17 protein-coding genes are annotated in these 19,981 nt (G+C 39.2%); 13 read left to right on the top strand and 4 right to left on the bottom strand.

The window, feature by feature from the left end; all coding sequences use genetic code 11:
- The first annotated feature begins 145 nt into the window (after window positions 1–145).
- From ACVIJU_RS18040 to ACVIJU_RS18015, 6 genes are all read left to right on the top strand, one after another.
- Entirely contained in the window at window positions 146–892 is a 747-nt protein-coding gene (locus ACVIJU_RS18040) for a YkgJ family cysteine cluster protein (RefSeq protein ID WP_340854793.1), read from the top strand.
- Window positions 893–1,203: 311 nt separating this feature from the next.
- Window positions 1,204–1,809 (top strand): TetR/AcrR family transcriptional regulator, encoded by a 606-nt coding sequence (locus ACVIJU_RS18035; RefSeq protein WP_277986846.1) that lies wholly within the window; start codon window positions 1,204–1,206, stop codon window positions 1,807–1,809.
- Window positions 1,806–2,660, top strand: a complete 855-nt coding sequence (locus ACVIJU_RS18030) for an ABC transporter ATP-binding protein (RefSeq protein ID WP_327856581.1) — start codon at window positions 1,806–1,808, stop codon at window positions 2,658–2,660. Before ACVIJU_RS18035 ends, ACVIJU_RS18030 begins: the two co-directional genes overlap by 4 nt.
- The gene (locus ACVIJU_RS18025) at window positions 2,657–3,334 is read left to right on the top strand and encodes a fluoroquinolone export ABC transporter permease subunit (protein ID WP_456687845.1); all 678 of its coding nucleotides are present in this window, start codon (window positions 2,657–2,659) and stop codon (window positions 3,332–3,334) included. Before ACVIJU_RS18030 ends, ACVIJU_RS18025 begins: the two co-directional genes overlap by 4 nt.
- Before the next feature lie 13 nt (window positions 3,335–3,347).
- Window positions 3,348–4,058 carry a hypothetical protein gene (locus ACVIJU_RS18020; RefSeq protein WP_456687844.1) on the top strand — a complete coding sequence of 237 codons (711 nt, stop codon included), beginning with the start codon at window positions 3,348–3,350 and terminating at the stop codon, window positions 4,056–4,058.
- Window positions 4,059–4,687: 629 nt separating this feature from the next.
- Window positions 4,688–5,569, top strand: coding sequence for a LysM peptidoglycan-binding domain-containing protein (locus tag ACVIJU_RS18015; protein WP_456687843.1), 882 nt, complete (start codon window positions 4,688–4,690; stop codon window positions 5,567–5,569).
- A gap of 150 nt (window positions 5,570–5,719) precedes the next feature.
- Here ACVIJU_RS18015 and ACVIJU_RS18010 read toward each other — a convergent pair whose 3' ends face one another.
- Together ACVIJU_RS18010 and ACVIJU_RS18005 are read right to left on the bottom strand one after the other, a co-directional pair.
- Window positions 5,720–6,025, bottom strand: a complete 306-nt coding sequence (locus ACVIJU_RS18010) for a hypothetical protein (RefSeq protein WP_339198783.1) — start codon at window positions 6,023–6,025, stop codon at window positions 5,720–5,722.
- Between the two features lie 416 nt (window positions 6,026–6,441).
- A complete protein-coding gene (locus ACVIJU_RS18005) occupies window positions 6,442–7,080 on the bottom strand; it encodes a Bax inhibitor-1/YccA family protein (protein ID WP_063389276.1) in 639 nt (212 codons plus the stop codon).
- Between the two features lie 679 nt (window positions 7,081–7,759).
- On the opposite strand from ACVIJU_RS18005, the gene ACVIJU_RS18000 reads away from it, so the two are divergent.
- The 4 genes from ACVIJU_RS18000 to ACVIJU_RS17985 all read left to right on the top strand — a co-directional run bounded on the left by ACVIJU_RS18000 (window position 7,760) and on the right by ACVIJU_RS17985 (window position 13,593).
- On the top strand, window positions 7,760–9,352 hold the full coding sequence (locus ACVIJU_RS18000; RefSeq protein WP_063389275.1) for a sigma-54 interaction domain-containing protein: 1,593 nt from the start codon (window positions 7,760–7,762) through the stop codon (window positions 9,350–9,352).
- Window positions 9,353–9,590: 238 nt separating this feature from the next.
- Window positions 9,591–10,736 carry an iron-containing alcohol dehydrogenase gene (locus ACVIJU_RS17995; RefSeq protein ID WP_063389274.1) on the top strand — a complete coding sequence of 382 codons (1,146 nt, stop codon included), beginning with the start codon at window positions 9,591–9,593 and terminating at the stop codon, window positions 10,734–10,736.
- A gap of 20 nt (window positions 10,737–10,756) precedes the next feature.
- Window positions 10,757–12,157: a hypothetical protein gene (locus ACVIJU_RS17990; protein ID WP_063389297.1), complete on the top strand. Its 1,401-nt coding sequence runs from the start codon at window positions 10,757–10,759 to the stop codon at window positions 12,155–12,157.
- Window positions 12,154–13,593 (top strand): NAD-dependent succinate-semialdehyde dehydrogenase, encoded by a 1,440-nt coding sequence (locus ACVIJU_RS17985; protein WP_094245122.1) that lies wholly within the window; start codon window positions 12,154–12,156, stop codon window positions 13,591–13,593. Before ACVIJU_RS17990 ends, ACVIJU_RS17985 begins: the two co-directional genes overlap by 4 nt.
- A 243-nt stretch (window positions 13,594–13,836) precedes the next feature.
- Here ACVIJU_RS17985 and ACVIJU_RS17980 read toward each other — a convergent pair whose 3' ends face one another.
- Both ACVIJU_RS17980 and ACVIJU_RS17975 read right to left on the bottom strand, forming a co-directional pair.
- The gene (locus ACVIJU_RS17980) at window positions 13,837–13,962 is read right to left on the bottom strand and encodes a hypothetical protein (RefSeq protein WP_268753486.1); all 126 of its coding nucleotides are present in this window, start codon (window positions 13,960–13,962) and stop codon (window positions 13,837–13,839) included.
- Window positions 13,963–14,312: 350 nt separating this feature from the next.
- Complete coding sequence (locus tag ACVIJU_RS17975) at window positions 14,313–15,491, bottom strand: MFS transporter (RefSeq protein WP_235600502.1); 1,179 nt, start codon at window positions 15,489–15,491, stop codon at window positions 14,313–14,315.
- Between the two features lie 604 nt (window positions 15,492–16,095).
- On the opposite strand from ACVIJU_RS17975, the gene ACVIJU_RS17970 reads away from it, so the two are divergent.
- The 3 genes from ACVIJU_RS17970 (at window position 16,096) to ACVIJU_RS17960 (ending at window position 19,951) form a co-directional block, all read left to right on the top strand.
- Entirely contained in the window at window positions 16,096–17,088 is a 993-nt protein-coding gene (locus ACVIJU_RS17970) for a Gfo/Idh/MocA family protein (RefSeq protein ID WP_063389271.1), read from the top strand.
- A gap of 312 nt (window positions 17,089–17,400) precedes the next feature.
- A complete protein-coding gene (gene licT / locus ACVIJU_RS17965; protein ID WP_063389270.1) occupies window positions 17,401–18,231 on the top strand; it encodes a BglG family transcription antiterminator LicT in 831 nt (276 codons plus the stop codon).
- Window positions 18,232–18,487: 256 nt separating this feature from the next.
- Window positions 18,488–19,951 carry a glycoside hydrolase family 1 protein gene (locus ACVIJU_RS17960; RefSeq protein WP_063389269.1) on the top strand — a complete coding sequence of 488 codons (1,464 nt, stop codon included), beginning with the start codon at window positions 18,488–18,490 and terminating at the stop codon, window positions 19,949–19,951.
- The last annotated feature ends 30 nt before the right edge of the window (window positions 19,952–19,981 follow it).

The raw sequence follows: 19,981 nt of genomic DNA, 5'->3' as shown, positions 1-19,981 counted from the left end.
TTTGTAGAAAGCGGCTGATTGGAAGCGGTTTGACGGCTAAAGGTGCATTTTGGTTGCTGAAATTTTAAAAGATGTACCTGATGGATTTTTTGCAGGCGATGATTTACGATCTTGAAAAGACATTGTTGCAAGGAGTCGAAGTCTTTTGGATAATCGATTAACCTACGAAGACATGTTGAAAATCTGTGAAACAATTAATATACATTATATTCCGGATGAGCAGCTGTTTTATGACACGATTGATCATATTTTAGAAAACCCAGAAAACGAAAGTGCTTCCGAAATTATTTTAGAAACATTTACAGCACTCTTAAAATTAATAGATTCCCAAATTAAAGAAATTGAAACAAAAGTGAATATACAACCTTCCTGTTTTAAAGGCTGTGCTTATTGTTGTTATTTTCCGATTATTACCACTCGCTTGGAAGCCAAATTAATTTTGCAATATATTCAAAGCCTGCCAGAAGAACAAAAACAGGATATTCTTGGACATTTGTTCAATTATTTTGAATCGAACAAGGAGCAATTGGAAAAAGTATGCTCCATCGATTTTCATGAAGATCCCCAATTTAAATTCAAGTACATTTCTGAACAAGTGAGCTGTCCATTTTTAGATCGGTCGTCCAATACTTGCAAAGTTTACGAGGTCAGACCGACTCCGTGCCGCACGTATTTAAATTATTGCCATCCGAATGTGTGTGCGCAATCTTTAATGCCTCGGGAAACCTTCAGCTACGAATTTTTGCATGAATTTTATATGACGGCATTAAATGAGGTGCTTCAAGAGTTTTTATATGAAGATGAAGACTTAGGAATCACCTTTCCAGATGATGTATTTCATATCGATTATTTACCGAAGCTGTTAAAAGAAGAGCTGTGCAATAAGTCTTGAAAAAAGAAGTCAGATTTTGGACAAATTCAGCTTAAGAGAATTTTCTGCATGCTTTGGTGAAAAAATGAAATAGAATTTAGTAAATACGGTAAAAAAACAGAAGGAGCTGTCTTAGAAAGTCAAATCCCTTTTGAAAACAAAAAATCATAAACATCGATGATATATCAACGTTTCTAAAACATAAAAGGGGCCGTCAATAAGCCGAAAAAACGACTTATTAGACAGCCCCATTCTTGAAGAAATATTTTTCTTGATTTTTTTCACACTTTATGTGAATATAAAATAAAAATATTCATATAAACATAAAGAAGGTGATTCGATGCCCACGTAAATTTCGTGAGGAAGAAAAGGAAACGATACGTCAAACATTATTAGAAACAGCCAAAGCAATGTTTCGTCAATACGGGATACAAAAAACAACTGTTGCGGCTTTGACTGAAGCTGCTGGCATTTCACAAGGAGCGTTTTATTTATTTTTCCCCTCCAAAGAAGCGTTGTTTTATGAAGTGTTTCAAATGGAGGAACGAAAATTAAGAGAAATACTTCTAGTTGAGTGGACAGAGAAGCCGTTAACGCAAGAACGATTGGCAGATTTGTTAGTACAAGCTGTAAAGTTGATCGAACAAGAACCGATTTTGCGCTTGATGATTGATCGAAAAGAATATGAACTTTTAATGCGGAAGTTACCGCCGGAATATGCTGACCATCATACGACAGAGGATGAAGATGCACTTGTGCCTCTTATTGAAAAATGGCAAGACGAAGGAGTTATGGTAAAAGAAAACCCACGTACAATCGTCGCGGTCATACGCAGCTTCTTTTTGCAGCTTTTGTACCGCGATGAGATAGGGGAGAAGTTTGCCGAAGCGTTAGTGCTTCAAGCGAAATGGCTGGCGAAAGGATTGGTGGAGGAATGATTGAGATCAAACAATTAACCTACACATACCCAAAACAAGCGAAAACGGCATTAAAGGGATTTAACTTTGAAGTCAAGGAAGGGGAAATTTTCGGGCTGCTTGGGCCGTCAGGCGCGGGGAAAAGCACGACGCAAAAAATTCTTATCGGACTTTTAAAAGGATATAGAGGCAGTGTAAAAGTGAATGGAAAAGAATTGTCGTCATATGGGCGTGAATATGCGGAAATGATTGGTGTTGCGTTTGAAATGCCTAATTTTTATATAAAAATGACGGCTTATGAAAATTTAACGTTTTTCCGTTCACTTTATCGTTCAGATGGAGAAGATATTGAAAAATTGCTGGAACGGGTGGGATTGAATGAGGCGATGCACCAAAGGGTCGGTGATTTTTCTAAGGGAATGAAAATGCGTTTGAATTTTTGCCGAGCTTTTTTACATCGCCCGTTCATTGTTTTTTTAGACGAACCAACATCCGGTCTTGATCCAGTCAACGTCACGAAAATAAAAACCTTTTTGCGGGAACAAAAGGAACAGGGAAAAACAATTATTATTACGACGCATGATATGGCTTTTGCAGAAAATCTTTGTGATCGTGTTGCATTTATGGTGGACGGCGATATTGCACTGATTGATTCACCGCAAGCGTTGAAGGTGAAAATGGGCGAGCCGGTTCTGCAAGTAACATATTCGGACAATGGCGAAATGAAAACAACAGAGTTTGTTCAAGCGGGATTAGGAAAAAATAAAGCATTTCTACGCTTGCTTCAGGAAAAAGAAATTGTGACGATGCATACAAAAGAAGCAACGCTAGAAGACATTTTCGTTCGAGTGACAGGGAGAGAAATCGCATGATCTGGCAGCTCATGAAGCAAGACTTCCGTTTTCAAGCCCGGCACGGTTTTTACATCGTTTACGCATTTGTCAGCCTATTTTATATCATCATCCTTCATTGGATGCCGGTTGATGTTCGAGATGATGTGGCCCCAGTTATTGTTCTCATGGATCCTGCAGCTGTTGGATTTTTTATTGTTGGTGCTGGAGTGTTGCTGGAACGGAGTCAGGGCGTACTGGACCCGATATTTGTCACCTCGATTCGTCTGCAAGATTATATTTGGTCAAAAGCGATAACACTTGCCATCCTAGGATTTGTATCGGGTGAGGTGGTGTTGATTGGATCCCTTGGGAGGTTGAATTGGTTAGGAAGCATAGGATTGTATGCGATTTCTGTCATTATGTCGTTGTTCGGCTTAGCGCTAGCTGTACGAGCGAAAACAGTCAATATATTTTTAATGAAAGCATCGCTCGCTATGATTGTGCTGCTGCTGCCGTTGTTATCTTATTTTCATTTAGTTTCCCATTCGATATTTTCCGTTTTACCGACAGCCGCTGCGCTGCGTTTGCTATCGAGCAGTTCGGCACCATTTTCGCTGTTTGAAGGAATTTTGGCTGCAGCAAACCTGTGTCTATGGTTAGTGATTGCATTTCAGTTAGCGTACAAGGCATATGAACATACTGGATACAAGTAGGGGAGGAGAAATGATGTGGCGAGCTTGGCTTTCACTTGATCGGAAGCAGCTGCTTCGCGACCCGATATTTTTTATGGCAATTCTCTTGCCATTATTGCTTATGTTATTTATCGCAAAAGGCTTGCCTTGGTTTGAATCAGTAGCACCATTTTCTATCACACCGCACATTCCGTATTTGCTAAGCATTTTTCTATTATTAACACCGATCACGGTTGGAATGATGGTTGGTTTAATGATGTTAGAGGAGCGCGATGAGTCACTTGTTACGTATTTTGCGATAACACCGCTTGGGAAAGGGCGATATGTAGCATTTCGTATAGGCTTTCCATTATTGATAAATTTTGTTTTGTCTATTGTGCTTGTGATCGTATTTCATGATGCAGCATTAATGCGGTGGGAAGTTTTTTTGCACCTTATCACAAGCTCTTTAGAAACACCGCTGATGGCGCTTGCGATTCTTGCCTTTGCCGCGAATCGATTAGAAGGCTTAGCAGTGGCAAAAATGTTGAATTTCATATTACTACCGCCAATAATCTTGTATTTTTTGGCAGACAAATGGCGCATATTTGGTCTCATCGCGCCAACGTACTGGGTTTCCGAAGGGATTTTAGCTTTGTCCGCAGATAGTGTTGTCAAGTTTTGGGGTTTTTGGTTAGGGGGTACAGCTTATCATATTCTTTTAATATGGTTACTTTTCTCAAGATTTAACAGATTGTTTCATTAAAAAAGCATAGGTGTTCAGGTGGGCTTTATTAAATTTTTAAAGGACAGGCGGCATATTGTGTTAATTATAGTTAAACGAAAGAGTAAAGCGAAATAGACATGAATCTCCTAGCAAAAATGGAGGTTCATGTCTTTCGTTATTTTACAGAGATATCCATGATGATGGCACTGAGTCGGTTGGTCTGAGCACCGTCTCCTTGTTTTTCTAGAATGGTGTATAACGATTGGTTTTCGAGATTTTATACTATTTCGTGCGACATATAGATCGGTTTGGATAAAGATCGACTGTCCAAGCAATGTAGATCAAGAATGATAAGCTATCAATTCATGTCTGAAAATCCCTCCATATATAACACCAAATTTATTTGAGGACTGGATGGAATAGCAGTGAAGCGAGGTTTAAGCGAAAATATGGCAAGGCTTATATTTTGCCTGAGCAATCAGAAGAGAAGGAATTATGCACTGGCGTAACAGTAACTGAATTGAAAAATTCCTAAATATTAGTATGAAATTTTACAGTTTTTTCTTCTTTGAAAAGCAACTGTTATCTATTTAATATCTTTTTGCAAAGCTATTGTTACATAAAATTGCTATGATTGTCGTTGTAGGGAAAAGGAGGGATTTTTCATCATGAAAAAAACAATCATTGCTTTTACAGCTGCAGTAGCGACTTCGCTTCCATTAGTAGGTCAAGCTTCTGCTGAAACATATAAGGTAAAACAAGGTGATTCTCTTTGGGAAATCTCTAAAGAATATAATGTATCAGTGGCAGATATAAAAGAATGGAACGGCTTAACGACTGAAACGATTTATCCAAATCAAGAATTAGTCGTAAGTGAAAAAATAAAATATACAATCAAATCTGGAGATACGTTAAGCAGTATTGCTGATCAATTCGGTGTGACCGTTTCGTCACTAAAATCTGCGAATAACTTAACATCCGATTTAATTTTTGCTGGTGATGTTTTAATAATTGATCAAGCAGCGAAAGAGGAACGTACAGTAGAAAAGAAAGTGAACAAACCAGTCGCACAGCAAGAAACAACGACGAATGATAAAAACACAGCATCTGCAAATAAAACCAGTACATATGCTGAGAATGAAAAGAGTTTAAAAAAAGAAGAAGCAACGTCTTCTTCACCTAAAGAGGAAAACAGCTCTAATCAAACTGTCAGCAAGCAAGAAGTTCAAGCGAGAGAAACTGTAACGAAAGCTCAAGAAGATAACGGAGCGAAAGATGCTGGCGGAACGATTACAATGGAAGCCACCGCATATTCTTTAGTAGGAAATAAAACAGCAAATGGAACTGTATTAACAAAAGACTCAAAAGTTGTATCTGTAGATCCAAGTGTTATACCGTTAGGAAGCAAAGTATATATAGAAGGATACGGAACATATACTGCTGCTGATACGGGCAGTGCAATCCGCGGCAAAAAAATTGATATCCATATGCCTACTGAACAAGATGCGATCCAATTCGGACGTAAGCAAGTAAAAGTAACAATTAAATAACTAGATAATACGGGTGCCGAAAGCTTCTTTTTGGTGCCCTTTTTATTTTTTGATTATTACGTTTTGTCAAAAAGGCTAAAGATGCAGAAACTGAAGGTGAAAAGGAAAGGAAAAAATATTGCAGCGATTTTTGGAAGATGAGAACTTAAGCTATAATTGTCTAAGCTTTTTTTCATGCTTCAATGTTTTGCTGGACACGAAGTCGAGGGTTTCTTGTGCGTCTGTTAATTCAGCGCGAATCCCTTCCAATTTTTTCTCTAAGCGTGTAAAGCGTTCATCCACGTTTTTTCTAAAAGATTGCAAATCGTTTTCCAGTTTGTCCATTCTTGATTCCAATTTGTCCATTCTTGCCTCTAAGCCATCCATTCTTTTTTCAAGATGATCAAATCTTGAGTCAATGTGCTCAGAATGCTCTTTCAGCGCCTGTAAAATTGTTTTTAATGCAACGTCTTCCATACTAAAAGGGCTGCCTCCTTTCTTTTCACTATATTTTTTATTATAAAAGATTATAGGTAAAAATGTAAGTTGGAATAATTCTGGAAAATACTCAAATCGGGTATTTGTCAAAAAGAGTTGATTACAGCAAATTTCAGTTGCACGTAACCGTCAGCCGTACAGGGCAAACGCGTTTGAAGCTTGCAGTGAAACGCCGGGCAAAAAGAACAAACATGCTGAAATATTAGGCTTGTTGCAAGGACAAAAAGGTGAGCAGCAAGCAAAAGTAAAATGAAAAAAAAGGAACCGTAAAAGCTTTCCTAACGAGTGAAAAGAAGAACCGGCACTAGATGACTCTGACATAAAAATTGCGCCGGTTCTACAAATTTTTAAATACCCGAAATTTTTGCAAGCAGCTTTCTTTTTTTAGCTCTCCTTCAATCTTTTGAAGAAAGAATGCCAAAGATTCGTAAAATTTGAATGAACAGGTTGATGAAGTCTAAATATAGATTTAGGGCTATTAACGGCACTTCTTCTGGATGAACACCGTAATGCTTCATTCGATTAAAGTCATATAATACGTAGCCGCTGAAAATTAATACTCCTATGAAGGAAAATGCGAGCATGCCGCCTGAGTTCAACGGCCAAAAAAGATTAAGAACATAAATGATCAGAAAAGCGAGCAGGGCAGAAAATAACATTCCGCCAAGAAATGAGAAATCTCGTTTTGTTGCAGTTGCATATACAGCTAATCCAGTAAAAACAGCGGTTGTGGCGGCTAGTGCCATAATGACCGCGTGCGCGCCGATTGTTGAAACATAATGCGAGATCATTGGATAGGCTGTAATCCCTGAAATAAACGTAAAACTATATAGAAATGTATAAGAAATAGCTTTTTTTCTGCGCAAAAAGAATGCAAAAATAATCATGCCAAGTTCAATTATGGCAAGAGGCAAAAACAGTGATGGCGGCACATATATTCCCGCTGCCATTCCTAGCATGGCGATAGCCAAAGAAACGGCAAACGCCTTTAAAACACTGGGCATTTGACTTCTATTCGTAGCGTGTGTATACATAGTTTCCCCCGCAAATTTGATCTTCGATATGACGGTTAATGTTTTATGCTTTTGATATAATTTACGATTAACTTTATGCAAGGATTCATTTTTTTTAATTCAAGTCTTTGCAAATTCGATTTTGTTTAAACAATGTTCATTTTTTTGCATCCTTTAGAAGCGGGAAGTTAGAAATCAACTATTCTACTGGACTCGACCTTTCTCGAAGAAAAGCATTGTGAGCTTGCAAATGTCAATATTGGAAAATGGAATCGAGCCATTCACACGATTTAGCGGCAAGTTTCTGCTGATGCTTTTCGAATCAAGGAAAGGTTCTAATATTTTAAGAAACTGTTTTGATCTGTGTAATTGCACAAAAGGCTGATTTCTGCTTTTGCTTTGTTCAGCCTTCCTGTCATGATCTGTTGAATTGCATAAAAGCGTGCGTCCAATTAAACCTGCACGTTTTTTAATTTTTTATCTAGAAACTTAAGCTGCGGAAACTTTTTCGAAACGCTGGCCCCATCGATTAGCCCTCGAAACCAAACCGTTGCCGCAGCGGCAAAAAACGCCTTTTTCCATAAGTTGGAATGTGCTTGCGCTTTTTGCTAAGTCAGAAAACAACCAATCATTTTTCTAATCGTTTATACTAAAACTAATCAATGTAAACAGTTGCAAAGTGGCATTAGGAGGGAATTTTATGACTAGCTTTCGTCCCGATATGTCAGTTGAGGAAGCGATTTCAATTTTTCCTATTGGCGTTAATGAAGTGGAAGTATTTAACGAATCCGGTGAATTTGCAGGCTATTTAACACTTGAGTCGCTATTTGGAGCCGTTCAGCAAGGAGAATTAACAAAACCGATTCGTCATTTTATTTTAACGAATGCTCCTGTACAAAGTCTTGAGCAGCATTCGATCTCTTACTCTCAATTCCAATCTTTTTTTCAGAGCAAATTGTGCCGGATCGTTCTTAACTCATTATATGACGGTGTCTATATAACAGACGGTTCAGGGATTACGCTGTTTATCAATAAAGCTTATGAACGGATTACGGGGATCAAAGAAGAAGAAGTGAAAGGGAAGCATATGAGCCATTTGGTTGAGCAAGGGATTATTTCCAAATCTGCATCTTTAGAAACGATTCGAACGAAAAAGCCGGTCACTCTTATACAGACCATTCGCAATGAGAGGAAAATTATTGTATCTGCAACACCTGTTTTTTCTTCTTCCAATGAAGTGATGTATGTCGTTAACAGTGTGAGAGATATAACAGAACTGATTCGTTTGAAGCATGAATTGGACAGTCAAAAGCTTTCGTATCAAAAAATTTCGCAAAACTCGCTTTTTCCTGAACAAACGGGTTTTCAAAATCTTGTCATCGGTCCTTCTACTTTTCCAATTTTCCAGCTTGCGAACAAAGTCGCCAAAACTGACGCAAAAATTTTGCTGCAGGGAGAAACCGGCGTAGGAAAAAGCTTAATTGCGAAATATATTCATTCGAGAAGCTCCCGAAGCAATAAAATTTTTATGGAATTAAACTGCGGCGCCATTCCTGAACATTTAGTAGAAGCTGAACTTTTTGGCTATGAACCCGGTTCTTTCACAGGAGCCTTGAGAGAAGGGAAAATAGGCATTTTTGAAAAGGCTAACGGCGGGACGTTATTTTTAGATGAAATTGGAGACTTGCCGTTAGAATTACAAGTTAAGCTGCTAAAGGTTGTAGAAGAAAACCGGTTTATGAGAGTAGGATCTACTGAAATGAGAGAAGTCGATGTACGACTCATAACAGCAACTCATAGAGATCTTGCATCTCTAGTAAGGGAAGGGGCGTTCCGTGAGGATTTATATTATCGACTGAATATTGTCACCTTTGATGTTCCCCCTTTGCGGGAGCGGAAGGAAGAGATTGTTCCTTTATTAGAAATGTATTTGAAGGAATTTAATAAAAAATATAATGAAAATAAAAAAATGACCCCGGAATGCATTGAGTGGCTGACAAACTATTCATGGCCTGGGAACATAAGGGAGCTTGCGAATTTAGTTGAGAGACTAGTTGTGACTACCTTTCACGACACAATTGATGTAGGCGACCTTCCTCCTTTCATACAACAGATTTTCCCGGCTTCAAAGCCTAAAACTTTAAAGGAAGCTGTGGCGGAGCTTGAACGCTCCCTCATTATCGATGCACTTAAAAAGCATGGTACGACTAGAGCCGCAGCGAAATTTTTAGGAATTAGCCAAAGTGCCATTGTACAAAAAATGAAAAAATTTCACATACGATTAGAAAACTAATCAAAAAACCTAGATATGATTCGTTTTATAATCAATTTTTCCTGATTTACATCAGCAAATGAATAAAAAACGATCTAAAAAACATTGAAGATTTTGTTACAAATATTCGCGGATATTAAAAAATTTATAAAAAATACACAAATCATTTTCGAGTTGGCACGAAAATTGCATAGATATTTGAGTGACACCAGGAAAATCAATTCATTTCTCGCTAGTTTGAAAGGAGAGGAAGGAAAAAATGAATATATCTACATTTTCAATGGCGAACAAATTAATTACAGGAACTGATTCTCTCAATCAACTCCCTGAAGAAGTGAAGCGGCTTGGGATAAAAAATCCACTTATCGTGACAGATAAGATACTTATCAAAGCAGGAGTAGTAAAACAGGTTCAAAATTTATTGCCGATGGAGCCGGGAGTATTCTCGGATGTAAATCCGGAACCGGAAATTGAAATTGTCGAACAATGTCTTCAAGCGATAAAAGTAGGAAATCATGACGGGCTGATCGCTGTCGGCGGTGGAAGCGCTATCGATATTGCCAAAGCGGCTTCTGTCATGGCGACGAATAAGGGGAAAATTGAAGAATACTTTGGAATTAATTTAGTGGAATCACCAGGGCTGCCTTTAATAGCCATTCCGACAACTGCCGGAACAGGTTCCGAAGTTACGAATATTTCAATCTTGTCGGATACGAAAGAGCAGGTGAAAAAAGGGATTGTCAGTCCGTTCTTATTACCTGATGTCGCAATTGTTTCGCCGATCATGACCATTACGTGCCCTCCTAGCGTGACAGCAGCAAGCGGAGTGGATGCATTGGTTCATGCTGTGGAAGCATATATTTCGAAGTTTGCTTCTCCGATTACGGATGCACTGGCAATTGGTGCTATGAAACTTATTTCCACCCATTTACCGAAAGCGTATTCAAACCCGGAAAACATCGAATCACGTGAGGCGATGATTACAGCGAGTCTCATGGCGGGATTGGCTTTTGGTAATGCAGGCGTTGGAGCAGTGCACGCTCTCGCTTATCCTCTTGGAGGACGTTTTCATATAGCACACGGTGTAAGCAACTCCTTGCTGCTTCCATACGTCATGAAATGGAACAAAATATCTTGTTTAGAAAGATTCCGTGATATCGCAGAAGCGTTAGGAGAAAAAGTAGATCATCTAAACGATGATCAAGCGGCTGATGCAGCGATTGAAGCGATGATCCGGATATGCCGCTATGTGGAAATTCCACAATCTTTGCGTGAATTTAATATTCCGGAATCTGCGATTTCTGAAATGGCTGAGGAAGCTTTAAAGCAAACGCGGCTTCTGCGCAATAACCCTCGAAAATTAAGCAAAAAAGATATTGAACAAATATACCGTGCTGCCTATTGATAGGAGGGAAAATCATGATCATGAAATGGAAAAATCGTCCGCACGGCGCTGAAACGCCATATATCCCTGCAGGTCCCTTTAAAATACGGCTGCCGTTTATTCATTATCGGTTTGAATGGCCCGATTATGTGCAGGGTTTGCTCATGTGTGCGGTAGACCTTGGGGCTATTACTCTTTTAGCGGATCATTTAGGGATGCCGTTTGAAGTGGCTCTCGCTGTTGTTGTATTGAATGGACTTTTATATTTACTGCATCATCTGCTTGGTGACCCGGTCATTCCAGGTTGGGTCACTCCCGCGATTCCATTGATTGTTTTGTTTGTTAAACAATTTCCAGAAGGTGAGGACCGAATATATGCACTCATTGCATTTCAGTTGACTCTTGGAATTTTATCCATCATTTTAGGAGTAACGGGACTTGCCAGCAAAGTGGTGCGTTTAGTGCCTGACGCCATTAAATCAGGTATTATACTGGGTGCCGGAATTGGAGCTGTCGTATCGATTTTTGAAGCCGGAGGAAAGTTTGAATTATTCCCGATTACGATCACAATTTGCATTGGCTTTGCGTTTTATCTAATATTCTCTAAACATTTCGAAAAATTAAAGCAAAAAAACAAAGGCTGGGCTTTGTTGGGGAATTTAGGGATTTTACCTGCTATTTTGCTAGCTGTTTTTGTAGCGCCTCTTGTTGGAGAAGCGAAATGGCCGGACATTCAATGGGGTTTCAGTAAACCAGATTTCGCCACACTTTGGGCGGAATATACGGTATTTGGCCTGGGCTTCCCTGCGTTATCGTTTTTCGTGAAGGCAGTCCCTGCTGTTTTTGCAACGTATTTAGTTGTGTTTGGAGATGTGCTGAAAACGAAAGCTCTCCTTTCTGAATCTGATGTCATACGTACGGATGAAAAAGTTGATTACAATCCGAACCGCGCCCACTTAATATTTGGTGGCCGAAACATTCTGATGAGCATGATCGGCCCTGATATTACGATGTGCGGTCCGATGTGGGCTGCTATGCAAGTGGTCGTGATTGAGCGGTTTAAAAAAGGTAAAGAAGCGATGCATTCGTTTTTCGGTGGAGCAGGATCGTTCCGTTGGGGTACAAATACTGGATTATTTTTGCTGCCTATAGTAAGTTTAGTACAACCGATACTTGGGGTAGCTTTAGCATTGACATTGTTGGTACAAGGTTATGTAAGCGTTCGTATCGGTGTCATGCAGTCCCGCAGCCAGCGTGATCTTGGAATTGCGGGGATTGTTGGTGCAATCCTCGTCATAAAAGGAGCAACAATGGCTTTTGCTGCCGGCATCCTTTTATGCATCCTGCTGTATGGGAAAGATTTTCTGCGCGGAGAAAACGACCGCATATTTACGCACCACTCGAATGAAGAAAAAGAAAGAGAGGAGATTCAAGCAGTATGAAAGAACAACCATTGACAAAAGGGCTGTATCTTAACGGAGAATTTGTTCAGTTGGATGACAATTTTGCCGTTCAAAACCCTGCCACTTTTGAAACAGTTGGTTATGTGCCGAACGGAACCGCCAAGGAAGCAAAGCTGGCTGTCGATGCAGCTCACGAAGCTTTTAAAACTTGGTCAAAAACGACAGCCTATGAACGAGCAGAATTGCTGGAAAAATGGTATAAGCTCATAAATGATCGGCTGGAAGTGTTGGCATCGACGATGACAATCGAGCAGGGAAAACCGCTCGCCGAGGCGAAAGGCGAAATACAATATGCAAACAGCTTTGTGAAATGGTTTGCAGAAGAAGCGAAACGGATTTATGGCGAAACGATTCCGGCATCTGTTCATTCGAAGAGAATTATCGTTCAAAAACAACCTGTTGGAGTCGTTGCTGCCATAACTCCTTGGAACTTTCCGGCGGCGATGATCACACGGAAAGTCGCCCCTGCCCTTGCAGCTGGATGCACAGTTGTCATAAAACCGGCTGAACAAACACCGCTTACAGCACTTTTATTAGCAGAATGTGCTCATGAAGCAGGTTTTCCAGCAGGTGTCATCAATGTTATAACGACTGAAAAACCAGCTGAAGTCGTTGATGTTTGGATGGAAGATTCACGCGTTAAGAAGGTTACTTTTACAGGGTCTACTCCAGTTGGAAAGCTGTTAATGAGAAAAGCAGCGGATACTGTAAAAAAAGTATCGCTTGAACTTGGAGGCTTGGCACCTTTTATCATAACAGAAGATGCAAATATTCAAGAAGCTGTAAAGGGCGTTGTGCAATCAAAATTCAGAAATGCCGGTCAAACGTGCGTATGCGCCAACCGGATTTATGTCCATGAGTCAATTAAGGAGCCGTTTTTAAAAGCATTTCATGAAGCTGTTTTAACGCTGCAAGTAGGGAATGGCCTTGACGAGAAGGTAGACATTGGACCGCTTATTGACGAAAATGCAGTCAAAAAAGTTCAACATCAATTAGAAGATGCAGTCGAAAAAGGCGCGAAACTCCATGAAGGACCTGCCGTGAATATGGACAAAGGATATTTTATGAAGCCGATTGTAATCTCTGATGTAACAGATGATATGTTGTGCATGCAGGAAGAAACATTTGGTCCATTGGCACCGGTCAGCACATATTCAGATGATGAAGAAGTTATCCAACGTGCAAATGGTACACCATTTGGTTTGGCTGCGTATGTTTACACCCAATCTCTCAAAAAGGCTGTTTGGTTTTCTGAAAATCTAGAATACGGCATTGTCGGAATCAATGACGGCCTTCCGTCTGTCGCCCAAGCACCTTTTGGCGGAATGAAAGAGAGCGGCCTTGGAAGAGAAGGAAGCCACTACGGGCTGGACGAATTCCTAGAAATTAAGTTCGTTTCTCTTCAATTAATATAATTTTGGATATCCAAAAAAGTGTGGAAAGAGGGTAAAAACACCCTCTTCCATGCTTTTAGCTACAATAGAAAAATCGTAATCTAACACTTTTTCATAAACTCATTCATTGACTAATCCATTTTAACTGACAGCCTTCCGAATTTTCTATCAGGTTTTGTTTGCTGACTTAACAATATGAATTTTAGCTATCACAATTGACAGTTTATAAGAGTTCCACATATCAATTGCTACAAGTTTTATATATCAAGCAAGATTTGAAAGAAATCGAACAATTTCATATTGTTCGATTGTAATTTCGATGACTATTTTCATTGCTTCCACCTTGCAAATTTTGATTATTTGAAAAGCCCCTGCTTCTTTTACCTTCATTGTCACCTATTACATCTCTGCGTTAGCAACTATAAGGTGTTACGCAACGTAAAAGTCAATAGAAAAAGATGTTATTTTCTGGAGCTTTTTTAAAGATGAAAGTTGCCATATTTTTATTTTGAAAAGTGGCATTTTTTGAGGGATTTTACGTGAAATGGGCTGTGTAAAACAGTGGACAGTTTACAGGAATTCCATGCAATTTTCTGCTTGTGACATGCTGATCTATCTCTAATTTTTATGGGAATTTGCACGATTATCCGAACACCATAAATTTTTTCTTAAAAAAACGCTCAGCTCTTCCGACAGGCTAAGCGTTTTTTTCTGCACTAATCTATTATACTTTCTGACGGTTAAAGACGTTTCTCAGCATACCGAATAAAAGGTAAGCTTAATAGCAATAAAGTCGCGATAAACAAGATGACTCCCGCCCAATGGAAATGAATCCAAAAATAGCCCCCAAATGTACCAACTAAGCTTGATCCCAAATAATAGAATAAAAGATATAAAGAAGATGCTTGAGCTTTATTCTTATCCGCCCGTTCTCCAATCCAAGCGCTGGCAATGGAATGACAGCCGAAAAAACCATATGTAAATAGTGAAATGCCGATAATTTTCACCAATACTGGCGGAAAAAGAGTCAATATGGCTCCGGAAATAGTCAAAGCGACGGCAAAAATTAGCGTGGCTGAATGGCCGTGTTCATCAGCTTTTTTGCCTAAAAATACAGAGCTGAAGCTTCCGAAAATGTAGACGATGAAAAGGAAGCCAAGCAATGATTGGCTGAATGAATAAGGAGGCTCGCTCAGCAAATAGCCAATATAATTGTATAATGTCACAAAGCTTCCCATAAATAAAAAGCCCAAAAAAATGAGAGATAAAAGCGGCTTATTTTTTAAGTGTACAGTATATGCCTTTATAACAGCTTCTATATTAAACGGCTTTTTTTCGCTATTCTTTGGTGTCGGTAGAATAATAGCAAAGACGATGCTTAAAATAAGAGCTAGCGCTCCGATGGAAAATAAAGCGGTCCTCCATGAAAAAAAATCTGTCAACAAGCCAGTGATTATTCGGCCGGCCATTCCGCCGATGCTTGTTCCGCTTATATACAATCCCATCACTTTGCCAATTGCAGTTGGATGAAACTCTTCTGCTACATACGCCATAGCGAGAGAGGGGATGCCTGCTGAAGAAATTCCAAGCAGTGTTCGGAATACAACAAGCAAAGGAAAATTTGGGCTCATAGCAATAAACATAGAGAGCATGGAAGTAAGCAGCATCGAGATGATCATGATTTTCTTTTTTCCAAGAACATCTGACAAACTAGCAGCTATCAGCATCATAAAAGCAAGTGTTCCGGTTGAAGCCGATACGGTTAAACTGGCTGATGCGGCAGAGATATGAAATTCTTTTGAGAAAACAGGCAGTAAAGGCTGTGTTGTATACAAAATGGAAAAGGTGACAAACCCGCCGAAAAAAAGAGCTATGCTGGCCTTTACATATTCTGGACTGTTCATTTTTATGTATACCAATTGGACTCGCCTCTTTCCATTATTTCCAAATATACTATACATCTAATAAGCTAAACTGTCTAATGCAACGAATGTAGTAGAGGCGAATGACAATGAACGATAATCTGTACGAAATCACTTTTAAGGGCCGACTAGTCGAAAAAAACACAAAAATTCAATCATAAACAAAAATTTAAATCTAGCAGCATTCCTCTTTCAAAAACTTGCAAATGTCAAAGCCTACATTCCCTCGGCAACCGAGTGATTTGCCGTATTTGCTGCTGAAGGAATTTGAGCACCGATTCCCTGATGTGTTCACACAATCAAGGGAAAACAATTTATACGATTGTTCCAATTGGTCATTGGCAAAAATATTGCAAGTACAAACAAACATCTTCAAACATAAAAAGTTAGCAGGCGGACAATGTTCCGTGACAGTGGCAGCAGAGTTTTGAATTCTTGTGGAGGAATCTGCTGAAAAGTTGTATGGACGATGTGAGAAAATGTGGTAAAATATAAAAAAGCGTTTTCAAAATCAAAAAATATTAATGTAAAATCAAAAGAATTTCAAAAATAATTGACAAGATTATGTTTTTTCAAAATTGATCTGGAGGGGATTTAGAAATTGAAAAAAACTCGTTGGGGAATAATAAGCACAGCACAAATCGCTAAAAAGCAGTTGATTCCTGCGATTCAAAGATCTAAAAATGCTGTTGTAGCGGCGATAGCAAGCCGATCCGATAAAGTGATCGGGGTGGCTGATGAACTAAATATTCCGAAAGCCTATAAAAGTTATGAAGACTTGCTAAAGGATCCAGATATCGATGTTGTATACATACCGCTGCCTAACCATTTGCACAAAGAATGGATTGTGAAGGCAGCTGAAGCAGGAAAACATGTATTATGTGAAAAGCCGGCAACGTTGACAGCTGAGGAAGCGAAAGAAGCGGCAGCCGTTTGTGAAAAAAACAATGTGAAGTTTATGGAAGCGTTTATGTACCAATTTCACCCACAGCATCAAAGAGTTCGAGACATCATCGCATCAGGTGAAATTGGCGATGTGAAATTAATGAGAGCCAACTTTTCGTTTTATTTGGATCCTGCCTCGCAAAATATTCGTTTAAATTCTGATATGGGCGGCGGCAGTATTTATGATATTGGCTGCTATTGTATTCATTCGATTCGAAATATTATTCAAGCCGAACCGGCTGAAGTGAGAGTAGATGCTGAAATAGATCCTGTTCATCGCGTTGATACGACGGCTGTCGGATATATGGAGCTTGACAATGGAGTCAAAGCCGTTTTTGACTGCAGTTTTAACGTGAGTTTTTCAAATGTTTATGAAGTGGTTGGAACGAAAGGTTCTATTCGCGTTCCAAGAGCCTATCGACCTGACCGCCAAGGAGGAGAAGGCTTAGTCATTGTTGAAAAAGAAAATGAACAGAGAATCGAAAGCATTGTAGCGGATCAATACGCTCTTCAAGTTGAGCATTTTTCAGATGCGGTGCTGCATGGAAAAAATCCTTCCTACACAAGCGAAAATATGATCCAAAATATGACTGTAATCGAAGCTTGCTATGAATCGATCAAACATGGAAAAAAGATTTCGCTCAAATAAAATGACAAAACGGCGGGGCATGTGTTCTCGCCGTTATTTTTTATCATTTTGACCAATAGAAAGCGTACTGGACAGAAGTGAATTCACCTCCCCTTATCATCGGGCTGTACCCAACGCATGGTGGCAGGGAGTTTTTTGAAACTCTCTTACTATGAAAAAAAACGAAAATCTGCTTTAGCAATCGAATTTTTGTATTGACAAATCCTAATAAATCGTAAATTCTCTTAATTAAGGACTTCTTTCATAAATAATATCGAGTGCATTTTGCAATATATAGGTATAATAGCATCAAACTAAAGGCAGGGGGTACGCGTGAAAATCGCAAAAGTGATTAATAATAACGTGATCAGCGTTATACAAGATGATCAAGAGCTGGTCATCATGGGACGAGGGATTGCCTTTAAGAAAAGACCTGGCGATGAGGTTGATGAAGACAGAATTGAAAAGATTTTTAAATTGGAAAATCAGGATATGGCCAGTAAATTTAAATCGCTATTGTACGAGGTTCCGATGGAATATGTAAAAGTAACGGAGGAAATGATACAATACGCGAAAAATAAACTTGGCAAAAAACTGAATGATATTATTTATATATCGCTGACAGACCATATTAATTTCGCCATAGAACGGCAAAAACAAGGGATAAAGATTGTGAATCCATTACTTTGGGAAATCAAGCGGATATATAAAGATGAATTTCAAATCGCTTTGGAAGCACTGAAAATGATTAAAGACAAATTGGCGATTGAACTGCCTGAAGATGAAGCCGGTTTCATTGCGATGCATTTCGTCAATGCTGAGCTGAATGAAGAAATGACGGATGTCGCCAATATGACAAAGATTATTCAAGATATACTGAATATTGTAAAATACCATTTTAAAATTGAGCTTGACGAGGATTCATTAAATTATTTCCGTTTCCTTACCCACTTGAAATTTTTCGCGCAACGGCTCATAAACAACATGCTGCTGAAGAGCGACGATGATGAATTGTATGAAATCGTAAAAAATAAGCATCCGGAAGCTTATGCCTGCACGAAAAAAATAAAAGATTATATTCAAAAGGTGCATGGCCATGAAATAACTTCGGAAGAAAAACTATATTTGACAATTCATATTGATCGAGTCGTGAATCGTAATTAAACAAAATCTCAGCTTCTCGTAAAAATTTTTAAATGAACTGTTGACAGGAAATGAAAGCGTATGCTAATTTGTAAATAACAACCGAATAGAAACCATTTCATTTAGGATTGTTACTGGTCATGCAGGCAAAACCTAAATTGTTTCGTCATTTTTATGGCGGGCAATTTAGGTTTTTTTATTTTCTTGATCGTATAAGCGCTTTGCGACAGGATAAAATTGGAAATTTTTTTAATAATAACGAGAGGGTGAATGAACAATGGGCCATTTCGAAGCGAAATTCCCGGAAAACTTTCTCTGGGGCGGCGCAACTGCTGCCAACCAATTAGAAGGTGCTTTTGATGCAGATGGAAAAGGTCTTTCTACTGCCGATATGGTGGCTTATGTACCAAAAGAAAAACGTGGTAAAAACGGACATTCATTAGATGTGACAAGTGCAGAAATCGAGGAAATCTTAAGCGGAGCAGCATCAGATAAAATTTTCCCGAAACGTTTCGGAATCGATTTTTATCATCGCTATAAGGAAGACATCGCCTTATTTGCAGAAATGGGGTTTAAAGTATTCCGTTTATCCATATCTTGGCCGCGTATCTTCCCGAATGGGGATGAGACCGAACCAAATGAAGCAGGATTAGCCTTTTATGACAAAGTGTTTGACGAACTGGCGAAATATAATATTGAGCCGCTTGTTACACTTTCCCACTACGAAATGCCGCTCGGGCTTGTGCAAAAGTACGGCGGCTGGACGAATCGCAAGGTGATAGATTTCTTTGTTCACTACGCTGAAACCGTATTTAAACGGTATAAAAACAAGGTGAAATATTGGCTGACATTTAATGAAATCAATATGATTACTTTCAGTCCGTACACCGGCGGCGGCATTTTAACCGATCGGGTTGAAAATGTAAAACAAGCTGCCTTCCAAGGGGTACACCACCAATTTGTAGCAAGTGCACTAGCTGTTAAAGCATGCCACGAAATCATTCCGGATGCAAAAATCGGCTGTATGCTGGCTAGATTGGAAGTATATCCGGAAACATGCAACCCGGACGATGTACTTAAAGCATTAAAAGAAGATCAGCTGAACTTATTTTTCACAGATGTTCAAGTTCGCGGCGCATACCCAAGTTATATGAAACGCTATTTTGCAGAAAATAATATTCACATTGAAAAACTTCCAGGCGATGATGCCATTTTAAAACAATATACAGTGGATTTCCTTTCGTTCAGCTACTATATGACACTTGTAGCCAGCACGAAGGATGATGCTGAAGAAGTTTCAGGCAATTTAATCGGCGGTGTGAAAAACCCTTATCTTGAATCATCTGATTGGGGTTGGCAAATTGATCCGGTCGGCTTGCGGATTACGTTAAATAAATTGTATGACCGCTATCAAGTTCCTTTATTTATAGTGGAAAACGGATTAGGGGCCTACGACAAGGTTGAGGAAGACGGCAGCATCCATGACGATTACCGAATCGACTATTTGCGCAAACATATTGAGCAAATGAAAGAAGCGATTGGCGACGGTGTTGAATTAATGGGGTATACAACTTGGGGGCCTATTGACTTAGTAAGCGCATCTACCTCAGAAATGAGCAAACGGTATGGTTTTATTTATGTCGATCAAGATGACTTCGGCAACGGAACATTGAAACGCCTCCGGAAGGACAGCTTCTATTGGTATAAAAAAGTAATCGAAACGAATGGAGAAGAATTGTAAAAACGATTGCGATGTCGAAATCACTCTGTT

The organism is Aeribacillus sp. SP014 (genome assembly GCF_054055575.1).
The sequence above is the reverse complement of the archived record's forward strand: the minus strand, read 5'-3'. Positions and strand labels throughout refer to the sequence as shown.

What these genes read in the sequence shown, in the direction of transcription:
- ACVIJU_RS18030 (WP_327856581.1), top strand. Translation starts at nt 1,806, where the DNA reads ATGATTGAGATCAAACAATTAACCTACACATACCCAAAACAAGCGAAA.
- ACVIJU_RS18025 (WP_456687845.1), top strand. Translation starts at nt 2,657, where the DNA reads ATGATCTGGCAGCTCATGAAGCAAGACTTCCGTTTTCAAGCCCGGCAC.
- ACVIJU_RS18020 (WP_456687844.1), top strand. Translation starts at nt 3,348, where the DNA reads ATGTGGCGAGCTTGGCTTTCACTTGATCGGAAGCAGCTGCTTCGCGAC.
- ACVIJU_RS18015 (WP_456687843.1), top strand. Translation starts at nt 4,688, where the DNA reads ATGAAAAAAACAATCATTGCTTTTACAGCTGCAGTAGCGACTTCGCTT.
- ACVIJU_RS18010 (WP_339198783.1), bottom strand. Translation starts at nt 6,025, where the DNA reads ATGGAAGACGTTGCATTAAAAACAATTTTACAGGCGCTGAAAGAGCAT.
- ACVIJU_RS18005 (WP_063389276.1), bottom strand. Translation starts at nt 7,080, where the DNA reads ATGTATACACACGCTACGAATAGAAGTCAAATGCCCAGTGTTTTAAAG.
- ACVIJU_RS18000 (WP_063389275.1), top strand. Translation starts at nt 7,760, where the DNA reads ATGACTAGCTTTCGTCCCGATATGTCAGTTGAGGAAGCGATTTCAATT.
- ACVIJU_RS17995 (WP_063389274.1), top strand. Translation starts at nt 9,591, where the DNA reads ATGAATATATCTACATTTTCAATGGCGAACAAATTAATTACAGGAACT.
- ACVIJU_RS17990 (WP_063389297.1), top strand. Translation starts at nt 10,757, where the DNA reads ATGAAATGGAAAAATCGTCCGCACGGCGCTGAAACGCCATATATCCCT.
- ACVIJU_RS17985 (WP_094245122.1), top strand. Translation starts at nt 12,154, where the DNA reads ATGAAAGAACAACCATTGACAAAAGGGCTGTATCTTAACGGAGAATTT.
- ACVIJU_RS17980 (WP_268753486.1), bottom strand. Translation starts at nt 13,962, where the DNA reads ATGAAGGTAAAAGAAGCAGGGGCTTTTCAAATAATCAAAATTTGCAAG.
- ACVIJU_RS17960 (WP_063389269.1), top strand. Translation starts at nt 18,488, where the DNA reads ATGGGCCATTTCGAAGCGAAATTCCCGGAAAACTTTCTCTGGGGCGGC.